At 58.6% G+C, this 15,596-nt stretch carries 11 protein-coding genes; 7 read left to right on the top strand and 4 right to left on the bottom strand.

Features of this window, described 5'->3' with window-relative positions; translation table 11 throughout:
- Nucleotides 1-99: 99 nt before the first annotated feature.
- Complete coding sequence (locus tag F4Y00_10930; GenBank protein ID MYE05470.1) at nt 100-648, bottom strand: hypothetical protein; 549 nt, start codon at nt 646-648, stop codon at nt 100-102.
- A gap of 295 nt (nt 649-943) precedes the next feature.
- Between F4Y00_10930 and F4Y00_10925 the strand changes: the two genes are divergently transcribed.
- From F4Y00_10925 to F4Y00_10915, 3 genes are all read left to right on the top strand, one after another.
- Nucleotides 944-1,663: a hypothetical protein gene (locus F4Y00_10925; protein ID MYE05469.1), complete on the top strand. Its 720-nt coding sequence runs from the start codon at nt 944-946 to the stop codon at nt 1,661-1,663.
- A gap of 145 nt (nt 1,664-1,808) precedes the next feature.
- Nucleotides 1,809-2,399: a hypothetical protein gene (locus tag F4Y00_10920; GenBank protein ID MYE05468.1), complete on the top strand. Its 591-nt coding sequence runs from the start codon at nt 1,809-1,811 to the stop codon at nt 2,397-2,399.
- Nucleotides 2,400-2,585: 186 nt separating this feature from the next.
- Complete coding sequence (locus tag F4Y00_10915; protein MYE05467.1) at nt 2,586-3,797, top strand: acyl-CoA dehydrogenase; 1,212 nt, start codon at nt 2,586-2,588, stop codon at nt 3,795-3,797.
- Between the two features lie 40 nt (nt 3,798-3,837).
- Here F4Y00_10915 and F4Y00_10910 read toward each other — a convergent pair whose 3' ends face one another.
- Nucleotides 3,838-6,504, bottom strand: coding sequence for a pyruvate, phosphate dikinase (locus F4Y00_10910; protein ID MYE05466.1), 2,667 nt, complete (start codon nt 6,502-6,504; stop codon nt 3,838-3,840).
- A 264-nt stretch (nt 6,505-6,768) separates the two neighbouring features.
- Here F4Y00_10910 and topA point away from each other — a divergent pair, with 264 nt between their 5' ends.
- Nucleotides 6,769-9,363 (top strand): type I DNA topoisomerase, encoded by a 2,595-nt coding sequence (topA, locus tag F4Y00_10905; GenBank protein ID MYE05465.1) that lies wholly within the window; start codon nt 6,769-6,771, stop codon nt 9,361-9,363.
- Between the two features lie 79 nt (nt 9,364-9,442).
- On the opposite strand, the gene rsgA is transcribed toward topA, so the two are convergent.
- The gene (gene rsgA / locus F4Y00_10900; GenBank protein MYE05464.1) at nt 9,443-10,429 is read right to left on the bottom strand and encodes a ribosome small subunit-dependent GTPase A; all 987 of its coding nucleotides are present in this window, start codon (nt 10,427-10,429) and stop codon (nt 9,443-9,445) included.
- Between the two features lie 114 nt (nt 10,430-10,543).
- Between rsgA and F4Y00_10895 the strand changes: the two genes are divergently transcribed.
- Nucleotides 10,544-10,930 carry a hypothetical protein gene (locus F4Y00_10895; protein ID MYE05463.1) on the top strand — a complete coding sequence of 129 codons (387 nt, stop codon included), beginning with the start codon at nt 10,544-10,546 and terminating at the stop codon, nt 10,928-10,930.
- A complete protein-coding gene (locus F4Y00_10890) occupies nt 10,927-11,151 on the top strand; it encodes a hypothetical protein (protein MYE05462.1) in 225 nt (74 codons plus the stop codon). Before F4Y00_10895 ends, F4Y00_10890 begins: the two co-directional genes overlap by 4 nt.
- Before the next feature lie 47 nt (nt 11,152-11,198).
- On the opposite strand, the gene lon is transcribed toward F4Y00_10890, so the two are convergent.
- Entirely contained in the window at nt 11,199-13,745 is a 2,547-nt protein-coding gene (gene lon, locus F4Y00_10885) for an endopeptidase La (GenBank protein MYE05461.1), read from the bottom strand.
- A gap of 414 nt (nt 13,746-14,159) precedes the next feature.
- Here lon and F4Y00_10880 point away from each other — a divergent pair, with 414 nt between their 5' ends.
- Nucleotides 14,160-15,548, top strand: a complete 1,389-nt coding sequence (locus F4Y00_10880; protein ID MYE05460.1) for a pyridoxal-phosphate dependent enzyme — start codon at nt 14,160-14,162, stop codon at nt 15,546-15,548.
- Nucleotides 15,549-15,596: the final 48 nt, after the last annotated feature.

Below are 15,596 nucleotides of genomic sequence, written 5' to 3'. Positions count from 1 at the left end.
GGAGATCCATACCGGCAATGCGTGGCTTCCGGTCCTGGGAGTATTACTCCTGAGCCATAACGGTGGAGCAGGTTACCTGAACCCCTTCATTTTTGGCATCTACGCTCTCGCCGGCCGCACAAAACGCGCAAGGATCGCTCCGGCAAGCGTCCAGGCGATGATGTCGTACGCTGCCATCCAGACGAAGAAGGTCCACGGGGTGCGCCACCATATCGGCCATGCCAGATCGGACCAGAATGCAACGGCAACTCCCGCCAATACCACAAACAGCACCCGATTCCGCCAGGTCGGCAGGCTCGGCAAGAGCATGCGCAGCAACATGCCGATGAGCAGCGCCGTAATGAGCATGTGTATGAAGCCGCCGATCATCATGGAAGGGGGCATCATGGATTCGCCCTGCATGCGAATGAACAGGAAAGCGAGCGGCCCGGCTTCATGTCGCGCTACGGCTTCGGCGTCGTCGGCGCCTGCGGGATAGGGTACGTAATACGCGCCCGTTTCGGGGATGCTTTCGGAGAGGTATTGCTGCAGTGCCGCCTGATCGGGGTGGATGTGCATCCCGGGAGTGGGGATCAGGCCCCAGAAAACGAATCCCCATGCGAACAGAACGACAGCGGCGAGAAGGGCTCCCAAAGCAAGGTTTTTCATAGTGTTCTCCCGTTCGTTTTACCGGATAGATAAGATGGATGTGCATCGAAAGGCGCAAACAATAAAAACGCTTCCGCACACAAGCGCAAGGCATGCCGTGTGAAAGATGCGGTCTGTACTGATTGGAATGTGCGGGAATATGGAGCAGGCTTCGGGCATTGCCTGTACTTTGGAAACACGCCGGGACGAAATGCTTATTTTTCCGGGCGCGTTTTTATCCGCCGAAAGCATTGCATGCAATCCTTTCTGCCTGATTTCGGCGGATACAGAGAAGACCTTGACCAAAGTATTACCCATGTTGATTATCCGGCACGCTATCTCCCGCGACGATGTATTCCTCGGCATGGTCCGCGCCGAAGGGATCGAAACAGCCCGGTACCCGGAAGATTTCGATGCCCGTTTGCAGCAAGTGGTTGCCGAGCGGGCGGCTCCTCTTGGCGAGATCGAAGAAGCAAGGCGCGCCGCAGCCCGCAATATCCTTCGGAACGGGTCCTACAAACCCACGGGTCGGGGCAAACCGGCTTCCGAATATCTTTTGCGTGCTGCCTCGCAACCGGAATATGTGTTTCCGCGCATCAATGCTCCGGTGGATATATGCAACTACCTCAGCCTCCGGTGCGTCCTGCCTATATCCTTATGGGACCTCGACCGGGCAGCTTCGGACCAGTACGTTTTCCGGCTGGGCCGGGAAGGGGAGGGGTTCGCGTTCAATCATGCCGGGCAGCGGATCGATGTGAAGGACCTGCTTTGCGGATGCCGCGTTGCGGGAAACGATTCTGATGCTGCCTCATCCGACGGAGAACCCATCGTCAATCCCGTTCGGGACAGCATGGCTACGAAGACGACCCCGGACACGCGTCGCATCGCTGCCTGTGTGTATGCCCCGTCTGCAGCAATGTCTGAAGAGGCACTGCAGGAAATGTGCGAAGAGTTCGCTGCGCTGTTGTCGGCGTGCGGAACGGATACGCAGACGGCTTGCGGCGTGGTTTTGCCGCAAGCGGTTGTCGAAATGTAGGGACCGGTCCCCGGCACGGTATTTGTTGGCAAATGCAAGAAGAAGCGGAAGTTTTTTAGCGCCGGTCGGCCTGCGGCTCCATGTCTTGCAGGCTCCGCGCTTGCTCCGGTCATTGCATTTGCAGGCAACCCTGAACGCACGCCCCATGAAATACGCGCTTTTTCCTGTGTTATTGATTCTCTGCACCGGTTGCGGGACGCTGGCTACATCCGGAACAGAGGAAATGCCGGCATACATTCATCGGGTGGCGCCTGAAGCAGACGGTAGACACATAACGTCTACGGCTGTGGACAACGACGATCTGCAGGCCAGGCTGTCCGAGTATCCGAAAAAGGCATTGGTCACCCGGGTTGCCGCACAGGATTCCCCCTCTGCGGATATTCCGGACGAGGCTTTCCTTGACGAGAACTATCAGGCTATCAGCCTGCTCTCGATCGAACCGGAAGGCCCGGTGACGCCTTTGCCAACGCCTGAGCAGCCGCGAGAACTCATGACGGATTATCCTGCAGGCCCGACGTGGATCGAGAGAAGCGGCTTCCTTGATTACATGATTCCGGTTATTTTTGATCTGATTGATTGGGGCGGAGGCATATTAATAGAATCGTTGTCGGGGAGTAAGAAAAAAGTCTCCGGGAAGTCCCGTCGGAGCAGCGGGCGTTCCGGAGGCAAGGCGAACCGGACACGGTCGAAACGCACGTCGAACAAGGGTTCCTCACGAGGGCGGGGGCGTCGATAACCCTCACGGAACGCGGCGGGATATCACCCGGGGATATGCCACAGCGCGCCCCGTCCGGTACAGGTCAAGGCGCAAAAGAGGTCACCCATCCACTTTTTTGTACATTTTGCGGAAACCCGGCGGGACATGGTGCTTATGCCTTTGGCCAGACATCGTTTTTTCTGAACTCTGAGCGAAGGTATTTACATGCCCTCTCCACCTCTGAACCCCGACGACGCGTATCTCCTCGAGTCCCTGCTGGCGGAGGAAGACCGTCTGATCATGGAATCGGCCCGGGAGTATGCGCAGTCGCAACTGGAACCGCGCGCCCTCGAAGGCAATCAGGACGAGGTGTTTCATGAGGAAATTGCCCGCGAGATGGGAGAGCTTGGCCTTCTCGGCGCCGCCATCCCGGAGGAATACGGCGGCGCGGGCGCGAGCCATACGGCGTACGGCCTCATTGCGCGCGAACTCGAACGGGTGGATTCGGCCTATCGCTCGTTTGCGTCGGTACAGAGTTCGCTCGTCATGCACCCCATCTGGCTTTTCGGCACGGAGGAACAGCGGCAGCGACTTCTGCCGCTGCTGGCGTCCGGCGAGTACGTTGGCTGTTTCGGGTTGACCGAACCGGATCATGGTTCGGACCCCGGCTCCATGGAGGCGTCGGCGCTCAGGACGAGCGGGGGCTGGGTGCTGAATGGCGCCAAGGCATGGATCACGAATGCATCCGTTGCGGATATTGCGGTGGTATGGGCGAAAGCCCGCGAAAACAAGGGAGAGCAGGGACGTATCCGGGGATTTCTGCTCGAACGCGGCATGGAGGGGTTTTCCACGCCGAAAACGCACCACAAGATGTCGTTGCGCGCCTCCATCACGGGAGAGATTGTGATGGAAGATGTGTTTGTCCCCGACGAGAATGCGTTTCCGGATATCGAGGGGTTGCGCGGGCCGTTCGAATGCTTGAACAGCGCCCGGTTCGGCATCGTGTTCGGAGCGCTGGGCGCTGCGGAAGATTGTTTCCGGCGCGCTCGCCGCTACGTGAGCGAGCGGCGGCAATTCGGCCATTCGCTTGCTTCCATGCAGCTCGTCCAGACGAAGCTGGCGCACATGCTGACGGAAATTACCCAGATGCAGTTGCTGGCCTGGCGTTTGGGAGCGCTCAAGGACGAGGGGCGGCTGGCGCCCGCCATGATTTCGCTGGCCAAGCGCAACAATTGCAACAAGGCCCTCGAGATCGCCCGGATGGCGCGCGACATGCTGGGAGGCAATGGGATTTCCGGGGAATACCGCGTGATTCACCACATGGTGAACCTCGAGAGCGTCAATACCTACGAAGGCACGTACGACATCCACGGCCTCATTCTGGGCCGCGAACTGACCGGCATCCAGGCCTTCGTGCCCCGGGGCAACGAGGGATAGCGGTTGAATTCCGCCGCTGCGCGTACCTTTCCTTACCTGTTTATGCCTCGTTCAGCGCTTCCTGCGCCGCCGCAAGCCGGGCTATGGGCACGCGGAAAGGCGAGCAGGAGACATAGTCGAGTCCGATCCGGTAGCAGAATCCGATCGAGGAAGGCTCGCCGCCGTGTTCGCCGCAGATGCCGACCTTGAGATCGCTGCGTGTTGCCCGCCCGCGTTCGGTGCCCATTTGCACGAGCTGCCCGATTCCCTTCTGGTCCAGCGACTGGAACGGATCGTCCGGGAGAATTTTGGATTCCACATAGTAGGGCAGGAATTTCCCGGCGTCGTCCCGGCTGTACCCGAAGCCCATCTGGGTCAGGTCGTTTGTCCCGAAGGAGAAGAAATCCGCTTCCCGGGCGATTTCGTCGGCGACCAGCGCGGCGCGTGGCACCTCGATCATGGTGCCCACCAGGTAATCGACGGAGGCGCCCTTTGCAGCGAAGATATCCGCCGCGGTCCGGTTGATCACCGCCTTCTGATTCGCAAACTCCTCCAGCGTACCGGTGAGAGGCACCATGATTTCGGGAAGCACTTCGATACCTTCTTCCGCGAGCTCGACTGCTGCTTCCAGAATGGCGCGGGTTTGCATCTCCGTGATTTCCGGGTAGGTGATGCCCAGGCGGCAACCCCGGTGTCCCAACATGGGATTGAATTCGTGCAGAAACGCCACTTTCGCCTTTACGTCCTCAAGACTGATGCCGAGACTGTCCGCCATCTCTTTCTCCCCGGCTTCGTCGTGCGGCAGGAATTCGTGCAGGGGCGGGTCCAGCAGACGTACCGTCACCGGCTTGCCGGCCATGGCCCGGAAAATCCCCAGAAAATCTTCTTTCTGGTAGGGAAGGAGCTTGGCCAGCGCCTTGCGCCGGTCCTTTTCGGATTCCGCCAGGATCATTTCCCGGACCGCCTGAATGCGTCCTCCTTCGAAGAACATGTGCTCGGTACGGCACAGGCCGATCCCCTCGGCGCCAAACTCGATCGCCTTGGCGGCGTCCGCCGGCGCGTCGGCGTTCGTACGCACCTTCATGGTGCGGAATTCGTCGGCCCATTCCATGAACTGCCCGAAGGCGCCGCCCATCTCCGGTTCGACCAGCGGCTGCTTCCCGGAAATCACTTCGCCGGTGGTTCCGTTGATGGAGAGCCAGTCGCCTTCCTCAAAAGTGGCCTTGCCGTTCGTGAAGGATTTCTCCCGGTAGTTGATCACAATCTCGTTACAGCCCGCCACACAGGGTTTGCCCCAGCCCCGGGCTACGACGGCGGCGTGCGAGGTCATACCGCCCCGCGATGTCAGGATACCCTCGGCGGCGTCCATGCCCCCCACATCTTCCGGGCTGGTCTCGATGCGCACCAGGATGACCTGTTTGCCGTCCGCTTTCCAGGCTTCGGCCTCGTCGGCGGAAAAAACGACCTGGCCGACGGCGGCGCCCGGCGATGCCGGCAGCCCCTGTCCGATCACGTCGCTCTTGTAGGCATCCATGTCCTTGAATTGCGGATGCAGCACCTGATTCAGATGATTCGGTTCCACAAGGTCCCGCACCGCCGTTTTCTTGTCTACCAGTCCTTCCCGCACCATATCCACCGCAATGGTCACCGCAGCCGTACCGGTCCGTTTCCCGCTGCGCGTTTGCAGGATGAAGAGCCGGTTATCCTGCACCGTGAACTCGATATCCTGCATGTCCTGATAATGTTTTTCGAGCCCGTCGGTGACTTCGAGCAGTTCCTTGTAGGCGTCGGGAAAATGATCCGCCATCCGGCTGATGTCTTCGGGCGTACGGATACCGGCTACGACATCCTCCCCCTGCGCATTCACCAGGAATTCGCCGTACAGGACGTGCTCTCCGGTGGAGGGGTCGCGCGTAAAGCAAACACCCGTTCCGCTGTTCGGCCCCATATTGCCGTAGACCATGGCCTGCACGTTTACCGCGGTGCCCAGCAATCCCGAGATCTTGTTGATGCGCCGGTATTTGACAGCCCGTTCCGCATCCCAGGAAGAAAAGACGGCGTTGACGGCGAATCGGAGTTGCTCCCGGGGGTCCTCGGGAAACATGTGGCTTGTGTTCTGCCGGTAGATCGCCTTGTAGCGCTCCACCAGCACCTTAAGGTCGTCGCCCGAGAGGTCCACATCGTTTTCGACGCCCCGCTCTTTCTTGAGCGCTTCGATCGCTTCCTCGAAATGTTCGTGCGGGACGCCGACCACGACATCGCCAAACATATCGATGAACCGGCGATAGGCGTCATAGGCGAAACGCACGTTGCCGGTGCGGCGGGCCAGTCCTTCCGCGACCTCGTCGTTCATGCCCAGATTCAGCACGGTATCCATCATGCCCGGCATGGAGATCGCGGCGCCGCTGCGGACGGAAACAAGCAGCGGATTATCCGGATCGCCCAGCCCGGCCTGCATGTCGTCCTCGAGACGGGCAATAGCTTCTTCGATTTGTTCTTCCAATCCCTCGGGCCAGGTGTGTCCCTCCGAGGAATAATACTGGCAGGCCTCGGTGGAGATGGTGCATCCCGGGGGCACCGGCAGGCCGATGGCGCTCATCTCAGCCAGGTTGGCTCCCTTGCCCCCCAACAGGGATTTCATGCTTCGGTCGCCTTCCGCACGGCCTCCCCCGAAACTGTATACATATTTGATTGCTTGCGCGGTATCGGTTTGTGCGTTCGTTTTCATGTGCAGAAGGCTGGTTGCAAATCAAGCGTTTCAGGCGGATATCCAGGCCCCGCCCAGGGTTTTTGTACGGGTTGCCGCAGAAGTGTCCCTGCTGCCAGGCCGAAAAAAAGGCCTATCCCGGTAAATTACGAAATATCTTGTAAACAGTCGAGCAGCCATGTCTTCGTGGATTTGTCCGTTTGCTGTATCCGGGAACGATGCAGGGGGGATGGCGTGAGAGGGCGCGCATCCCATAGAAGTTCACACGCATAACGTTTTTTCCGAATGAAGCGACTGGTTGTCGTCGAATCTCCCACCAAAGCCCGGACAATCCGGAATTTTCTGCCGGCGGATTGCCAGGTGGAGGCAAGCATGGGGCACATACGGGATCTGCCCCAGTCCGCCTCCGAAATACCGAAGGCCCGCCGGGAGCAACTGTGGGAGCACTACGGTGTGGACGTGACCAAAGGGTTTGCTCCCGTTTATGTGGTTTCGCCCGAGAAAAAAAAGGTCGTGGAGCGGTTGCGCAAGGCGATCAAGTCGGCTGATGAGTTGTATATCGCTACGGACGAAGACCGTGAAGGCGAATCGATAGGGTGGCATATCGTCGAGGTGCTGGCGCCCACGATTCCCGTGCGGCGCATGGTGTTTCACGAAATCACGCGGTCTGCCATCCAGCGCGCACTGGAGGAAACGAGAGGCATCGATCGAAGCCTTGTGGATGCGCAAGAGACGCGCCGTATACTCGATCGTCTGGTCGGATACAGCATATCCCCGCTTCTCTGGCGCAAAATCGCCAAGGGCCTGTCGGCCGGGCGCGTACAGAGCGTGGCGACCCGGTTGCTTGTGAATCGGGAGAAAGAGCGGATGGCTTTTGTACCGGCGCTCTGGCTTGACCTGAAGGCTCTTCTCGCGGTACGGGGGGAGACATTCACCGCGGAGATGACGCATTACGGAGGGGTCCGGCTCGCCGTGGGCAAGGACTTCGACGATCATACCGGACAACTCAGGGAGGGCCTCGTTCCCGGTAAGGATCTGCTTCTGCTGGGGGAAGAGCAGGCCGGGGCGCTGGTTGCCTCGCTGCCGAACCGGACATGGCGCGTGGTCCGGGTAGAGGATCGGGTATCTTCCCAATCTCCTTATCCCCCTTTTATCACGTCCACGCTGCAACAGGAAGGAAGCCGCAAACTGGGCCTTTCTGCGCGCCGGACCATGCAAATCGCGCAGCGCCTCTACGAGCAGGGACTGATCACCTATATGCGGACCGACTCGACCCAGCTTTCGGACGAGGCCATACGTGGAAGCCGGAAGGCGGTCGAAAGGCGGTACGGCAAGGAATATCTGAGTCCGAAACCCAGACGCTATCGGAGCAAGGTCGCGAATGCCCAGGAAGCGCATGAGGCGATTCGACCTGCCGGCAGCGCCATGAAAACCAGGGACGAACTGGGTTTGAGCGGCGCCGAGGGCGCCCTGTACGATCTTATCTGGAAACGTACGGTAGCCGGCCAGATGGCCGATGCGCGGGTGCGCAGGGTGACGGTTCGTATCGAAGCCGGTGAAGGAGAAGAAGCGGCCCGGTTCCGGGCATCAGGAAAGCGGATCGAATTTCCCGGGTTCTACCGGGCCTATGTGGAAGGGTCCGACGATCCGGAGGCTGCGCTCGAGGACCGCGACAATCCATTGCCGCAGATGGCCGAAGGCGACCAGCCGGATTGCCGCAAGGTGGAAACCGTAGCGCACGAGACGAAGCCTCCTGCCCGCTACACGGAGGCCACGCTGGTCCGGATGCTTGAAAAGGAGGGTATCGGACGGCCCAGCACCTATGCTTCGATTATCGAAACGATTGTCCGCCGCGACTATGTGCGCCGCAACGGGTCGCAGCTGGCGCCCACGTTTACGGCGTTTGCAGCCGTCCAGCTACTCGAAGACCAGTTTGAACAACTGGTCGATGTGGGATTTACTGCAGGCATGGAACAGATTCTGGATGACATTGCGACGGGAGATCGTACATCGGCGGGGTGGCTTGAGCATTTTTATCTCGGTGATGGGGGACTTGTCGAGCAGGTGCAGGCCGGGCAGGAGGGTATTGACCCCCGAAAGATATCGACGGTCCGTTCGCCGAAATGGGATGGAATGGTCGTACGGGTAGGAAGATACGGTCCGTACGTGGAAGGGGAGGTGGACGGTGCCTCCGTTCGCGCCTCTGTGCCCAGGGAGTTACCGCCTGGCGATATCGCTGCAGAAGATCTGCGCGCCTTGCTTGAGACGTCCTCCGAGGGAAACGAAGAGCGTACGATCTGCAAGCATCCGGATGAAGGGCTGGATGTACTGGTTCGCAGCGGTCCCTATGGTCCCTACGTGCAACTGGGCCGGACAGAGGAGGTGAAAGGCAAGCCCAGGCGTGTTTCGTTGCCCAAGGGAACGCCTATGGATGCCGTGGATCCGGAGATGGCGCTTGCGCTCCTGGAGTTGCCGCGGGCGCTGGGCAAGCATCCCGGGACGGGCAAACCGGTTCTCGCAAATATCGGTCGGTATGGCCCCTATGTGCAGCACGAACGAGCCTTCGTTTCGCTTACGGAAGCGGACGACGTCCTTGTTGTAGGACTGGATCGCGCCCTTGCCCTTCTGGCGCAATCCGGGAAGGCGGCGGGTCCGCTTCGGGTGTTGGGAAATCATCCGGAAAGCGGCGATCCGGTCGATGTGCGGGAAGGGCGGTACGGTCCCTATGTGAAGCACGGCAAGACCAATGCCTCGCTCCCGAAAGGCGTATCTCCTGAGGAAATCACTCTGGAAAAGGCGCTCGAACTGCTGGCCGCAAAGGCGGGCGCCAAAAAAGGCGCACGGGGTGGATCACGCAAAAAGCGGCCGGCAAAGAAGTAGGCCCCGCAGAGCGCTGCTGCATAGTGGTAACAGACCCTAAGTAACCGGGATCGGAAAATCCGGATGCGGCCCTTGCCGTTTAGCGCCCTACATCCTTGTCCCCGAGACGGATGGTGTCGAGGATATTCAGGTAGCTCCGGTAGCGTTGCTCGGAAATGCCGCCTTCCGTTACGCCTTGCTTGACCGTGCAGTCCGGTTCGTGATCATGGGTACAGGTGGGAAATCGGCAAGCCTCGAGGTAGGGCTTGAACTCGATAAAATAGTGCGACAACTCCCAGGGATCTATATACAGGACACCGAACTCACGGATGCCCGGGGTGTCGACAATGTAGCCGCCGCTTTTCAGGGAGAAGAGCGTGGCGTAGGCGGTCGTATGACGCCCTTTTTGCGTTTTTGTGCTGACATGCGACGTTTTGATATCGAGACCGGGTTCGAGCACATTGATCAGCGAAGATTTTCCAACCCCGGACGGTCCGGTGAATACGCTTGTTTTTCCGGCAAGATGCTCTCTGAGCGCTTCCATGCCTTCCCCGGTTTTGGCGCTGACCGTCAGGATGGGATACCCGATGCGGGCGTAGTTATTGCGCAGTTCCGCAATGATCCCGGCGTGTTCCTCCTGGATCAGATCCGACTTGTTGAGTACAATACCCGCCGGAATTTCGTTCGCTTCCGCCGTAACCAGCACCCGGTCGACAAAACCCGGATTCGGGCGGGGTAACCGGATTGATTGTACGATCCATACGCAATCGATATTCGCGACCAGAATATGCTCGCGTCCCACGCGGCGTCCGGCGGCGCGCCGCCCGAGCTGATTCTTGCGCTCATGAATCTGTGTGATGACCCCGGTGGCGTCCGCATTTCGCTTCACCATGACCCGGTCTCCGACAGCGACCGGGCTGGTAGCGCCCTGTTCTCCGAGTTGAAACCGTCCCCGCACTCTTGCAGGAATCGTTTCCTCGCCGGTGCGTACGTCGCACCAGCTGCCTGTCGATCGAATAACCGTCCCCGCTACAAGGTCGACAGGGGACGTATTCCGGGCGCTATCCGTGTCAGGCGAAGCATTCATGGGCGCCGGGCATAGGGAGGCGGTTGTGGAACCTGTGCGTATATCTTCTGTCTACAAAAGGCAGGTAGACTCATCGTGTAAAGGCGCTGTAACATCTATCTTCTGAAAAAGGTCATGAGCGACAACGGCAAAGAGAACAGGAACGAAGAGTATCAACGCATCCGCTCCGATTTCGATGCGCTTTCCCCTCAGGAAAAGGTTGTTTTTCTTGCGGAGGCTGCATCGTCTACGGTAGTGCGGGGTTTTCAGCAATTCGGGCAGGCGCTCTCACAGGAAATCGAAGATATTCTCAGCAAGCGTTCGGAAGGGCGTGAGGAGGATATGTCGGCGTCGGATGCGGCGGCTGCGGTAGTGTGCAGTCTTCAGCAGTTAGGGCAGGCGCTCTCGCACGAAGTCGAGGATATGTTCAGAAAGCGTTCGAGCGGAGACGCTGCTTCCGGGGAAGAGGATTCAGAGGGAGACGAGGAACAGGCCGTTGATGCCGACCCCGCGTCGTCATGAGCGAGGCGGAAGAACGTCCGGAAGAGCGTCTGGTCGAGTTCGAGCAGCTCAATATGCTCGGCAGACTCGTATGTCTTGGCGGTCTTGCCGCCCGACTTACTACCGGCGCGATCAGCGCTGCGGCCCGGCGGGCTGCCGACATCTACACGGATGCTGAAAAAGCCTTCAAAGAGGGACGGGATCCGAATATCGAGGATGCCCGGGTCCTTGACGAGGAATGACACGATATTTTCAGGGCATCCGTTTGCCGAACGGGTGAGATGTCCCGTCAGGCAATCTCTACGTCCACATCCACCACTGTCGAGCCATTGGCATCCTGTGCAGTCGGTTTTTCGGCATGCTTCTCCTCAGGAGAGATGCAGAACATCTCCTGCACATCAGTGACCGGTTTTTCCTCCAGCACCTGATCGAGAACATCCTCTACCCGATGGGCAAAAAGGATTTCCAGGCCTTCCAGCGCGCCGTCGGCAATTTCCTTGATGTCCTTTTCGTTCTTGTCCGGAAGCACCACGGTTCGGATACCTGCACGTCTTGCAGCCAGTACTTTCTCCTTGATGCCTCCAACCGGCAGAACCAGTCCGCGCAGGGTGATTTCACCGGTCATGGCCACATCATGCCGGACACGTCGCTGTGTATAGATAGATACCAGTGCGCTCAGCATGGCGGCGCCGGCAGACGGCCCGTCTTTCGGCACCGCCCCTGCAGGCACATGGACGTGTACGTCCCAGTGCCGGAACGCATCTTCCGGAATGCCGAGCGTATCTGCGCGTGATTTGACATACGAAAGAGCGGCCTGGGCGGATTCTTTCATTACTTCGCCCAGTTTGCCGGTCAGGACCTGTTTCCCGTTTCCCCGGGATACGGATGCTTCTATAAAAAGAATATCTCCGCCTACCGGAGTCCAGGCCAAACCCGTTGCCACGCCGGGGACTTCCGTGCGTTGGGCAACCTCCGGAAAATGCTTGCGCCCACCCAGGTAATTTTCAAGATCCTTCGCCCGGATCGTTGCGGAGGCTGCTTCACCCGTGGCTATCTGCTTGGCGACTCCCCGGGCTACGGCGCCTATCGTGCGTTCCAGCTTGCGCACGCCCGATTCGCGGGTGTATCCATCGATGATGGTGCCGATGGCCTCATCTTCGAAGGTCATTTGTTCCGCCGTGAGGCCGTTATGCTCCAATTGACGGGGCACGAGGTATTGCTTCGCGATCCGGAGCTTCTCTTCCTGGGTGTATCCGGTGATTTCGATACTCTCCATGCGGTCCCGAAGGGGGCCGGGAATCATTTCCGGAAAATTCGCCGTCGCGATGAAGAAGACCTTTGACAGGTCGTAGTCCAGTTCTATGTAGTGGTCGTTGAAATTGTCGTTTTGCTCCGGATCCAACACTTCAAGAAGGGCGCTTGACGGATCGCCCCGAAAATCCGCCCCTATCTTGTCTACTTCGTCCAGCATGAAGACGGGGTTGTTGACTCCCGCCTTTTTGATTCCCTGGATGATCCGTCCGGGAAGCGCTGCCACGTAGGTGCGCCGGTGACCGCGAATTTCCGCCTCGTCCCGGATCCCGCCGAGGCTCATCCGCACGAATTCGCGCCCGATGGCGCGGGCAATGCTTTTGCCCAGACTCGTTTTGCCGACCCCGGGGGGGCCGTGCAGGCAAAGAATGGGCGCTTTCATGTCGCCTTTCAGGTGCAGGACCGCGAGATATTCCAGAATACGCTTTTTGACCTGATCCAGTCCGTAGTGATCTTCGTCGAGTACCTCGGCGGCCCGTGTAATATCCAGGTCATCTTTCGAATATTCGAGCCACGGCAGTTCCAGCAACCAGTCCAGGTAGTTGCGCGTGACGGCATAATCCGGGGAGGCAGGGTTGGAGCGCGCCAGACGCGTTATTTCCTTGTCCAGCGTTTCTCGCACATAGTCCGGAAGTTCTTTCTTTTCGGCCCGGCTGCGAAGTTCCTGCACGTCGTCGCCGGCGCTTTCGCTTTCGCCCAGTTCGTCCTGGATGATTTTCATCTGCTGGCGCAGCAGATATTCGCGCTGCTGCTTGTCCACGTCCGTCCGCACGCGGCTGCGGATGTCTTCAGAAACTTGCAGTACCTGGATCTCGCGATTCAGGTACTCCATTAGTTTATCGGCTCGCAGGGTCAGTTCGTTGAGTTCGAGGAGCGCCTGTTTTTCCTCTACGCTGATCTGAAGATTCGAGGCGATAAAATGGATGAGCAGGGGCGGCGAATCGATCTGCTGAATGGCAAGGGCGGCTTCCCCCGGCAAATGGGGCGAAAGATTGATGAACTGGATGGCCAGTTCCTTGACGGATCGGATACGAGCTTTGAGTTCTACCTCATCCGTGGCCCAATCCTCTGCGATCGGGGACACACTGGCCCTGAAATACGGCTCGGTTTGTATGTACTCATTTATTTCAAAGCGGCGTTTCCCCTGGATGATCATTGAGTTGGGGCCACCCGGAATCTTGATCAACTTTAGAATATCGGCCACGGTGCCGAGACGGTACAGGTCTTCCGTACCGGGCGTTTCCACCTCGCTCCGTTTCTGTGCAACAGCCCCGATGATACGTTTTCCGTCAAAAGCATCCTTTACAAGCTGCATGGACGCATCCCGGCCGAGCGTGATAGGCAGTACCACTCCCGGATACAGCACGGTATTGCGGAGCGCCAGCACGGGCAACTCTTCCGGTATGTCCGACATGCCCATTTGCTTTTCTTCGGCGGGCGTCGGGAATGGAATGAATTGCTCGGCGTCATCGACGTCGCGGGCGCTGTGGTTGCTTGTATACGGATATGTTTCCCGTGCGGGCATAAAGGCGTTCCGGTGTGCGAGGCAGCAGGCAGCAGGCGCCTCGGTCAGTACAAGTAGAAAATACGACGCGCCAGGTCTATGTGTGCAATCATACCCCTGAAGGCGAAAAGCGAGTGGGGAAAATGGAGTATCATCAAAAACCGGGCCAACTGTGTTGTCTGCCAATATGCGGGTATTTTTAAGGATACTCTGATCAAACCCACCTCTCTCAGCCTCTGAGCTTTGCGGACTTAGGGTCTGTTAGCGCTATTCAGAGTATCCTTTGCAAGCCTGTTCCTATTCTGCTCCACCCCGTTTGTTTTTTTCGTCAGCCCTTTTCGTTGCAAGAATTTTACAATAGGGGGCATGCAAGAAGCGAGCAAAACGGGATCTTATGCGTACCACACGCGCAAGACAGTACCATCGGAAAGCAGCATTATGTGGCACGAAAATATCACCGGCACAATAGGCAAGACACCTCTCGTACAGCTTCGCAGCATTACGGCGGACTGTCCTTGTACGGTGCTGGCCAAGCTGGAATATTTCAATCCGGGCGGATCCGTTAAGGATCGTATCGGCGTGGCCATGATCGAAGAGGCCGAGCAGAACGGTCTGTTAGGGCCGGGGGGCACCATCGTCGAAGGCACGAGCGGCAATACGGGCGCTGCGTTGGCCATGACTGCCGTGACGCGCGGGTACCGGTGCATTTTTACGACCACCGACAAACAGAGTCAGGAAAAACTGGATGTTTTGCGGGCGTTGGGCGCCGAGGTGATTGTATGTCCTACCAACGTAGCCCCGGAGGATCCAAGGTCCTACTATTCCGTCGCGCAGCGTCTTGCCGAAGAAATTCCTGGTGCGGTATACCTGAACCAGTATGACAACCCCGCAAATCGAGCCGCCCATTACGAAACGACCGGGCCCGAGATATGGGAAGGCACGGATGGGCGGATCACCCATTATGTAGGCGGGGCAGGCACGGGCGGAACGCTTTCCGGCGTATCGCGCTATCTGAAAGAGCGGAATCCGAACGTGCAGGTTATAGGCGTGGATCCGTATGGCTCGATCTATCATGGGTATTTTCATACCGGGAAGGTTGATCCGGGCGACATTTATCCCTATCTGACCGAAGGGGTCGGAGAGGACCTGCTGGCGGCAAACATGGATTTCGACGTGCTGGACGATTTTGTGCAGGTAACGGATAGAGAAGCGATGCAGATGGCGCGGCGGCTTGCCGCGGAAGAAGGCCTGTTTTGCGGACAGTCTTCCGGTATGGCGCTTGCAGGCGCCCTGTCGTGGATCGAAGCGCACGCCGGGCAGCTTTCCAGCGACGATGTGTTCGTGTTGCTTTTGCCCGATTCGGGCTTCCGGTATCTTTCGAAGACATTCAATGACAATTGGATGCGCAACCACGGTTTTCTGTCAAGTATGCCGGAGGTTACCGTCGATCGGGTTCTGGACGCCCGGAATGGTAACGACGAGTTGGCGTTTGCCCTGCCTGAAGACACCCTTGGTTCGGTAATCGGGGTCATGGCCGAGCGCGGCATCTCACAGATGCCCGTGATGCAAAACGATGAGCTTATTGGAAGCCTTACCGAAAGCGTGATTATCGATCGCCTCATCAAGGATCCGGAAACGCGAGACCAGCCTGTAGAAGGCATCATGGATGCTCCTTTCCCTGTGGTTCCGCGTTCACTTGGCCTTGAGCATCTTTCCATGTACCTTGAGCGGGGCGGCGGAGCCGTGCTCGTGAAGGCGGAACCGGGAGAAACGTATCAGATCATCACCAAAAGCGACCTGATCGGCGCCTTGGCGCCGTCATAAGGAAACAACCCGCTCGGCGCTTTAGCGCCGTCATGAAAAACGACCCGC

It is taken from the genome of Bacteroidetes bacterium SB0662_bin_6, assembly GCA_009839485.1.
In the GTDB taxonomy this organism is placed as follows: domain Bacteria; phylum Bacteroidota; class Rhodothermia; order Rhodothermales; family VXPQ01; genus VXPQ01.
This window is presented reverse-complemented; position numbering and strand designations above follow the sequence as displayed.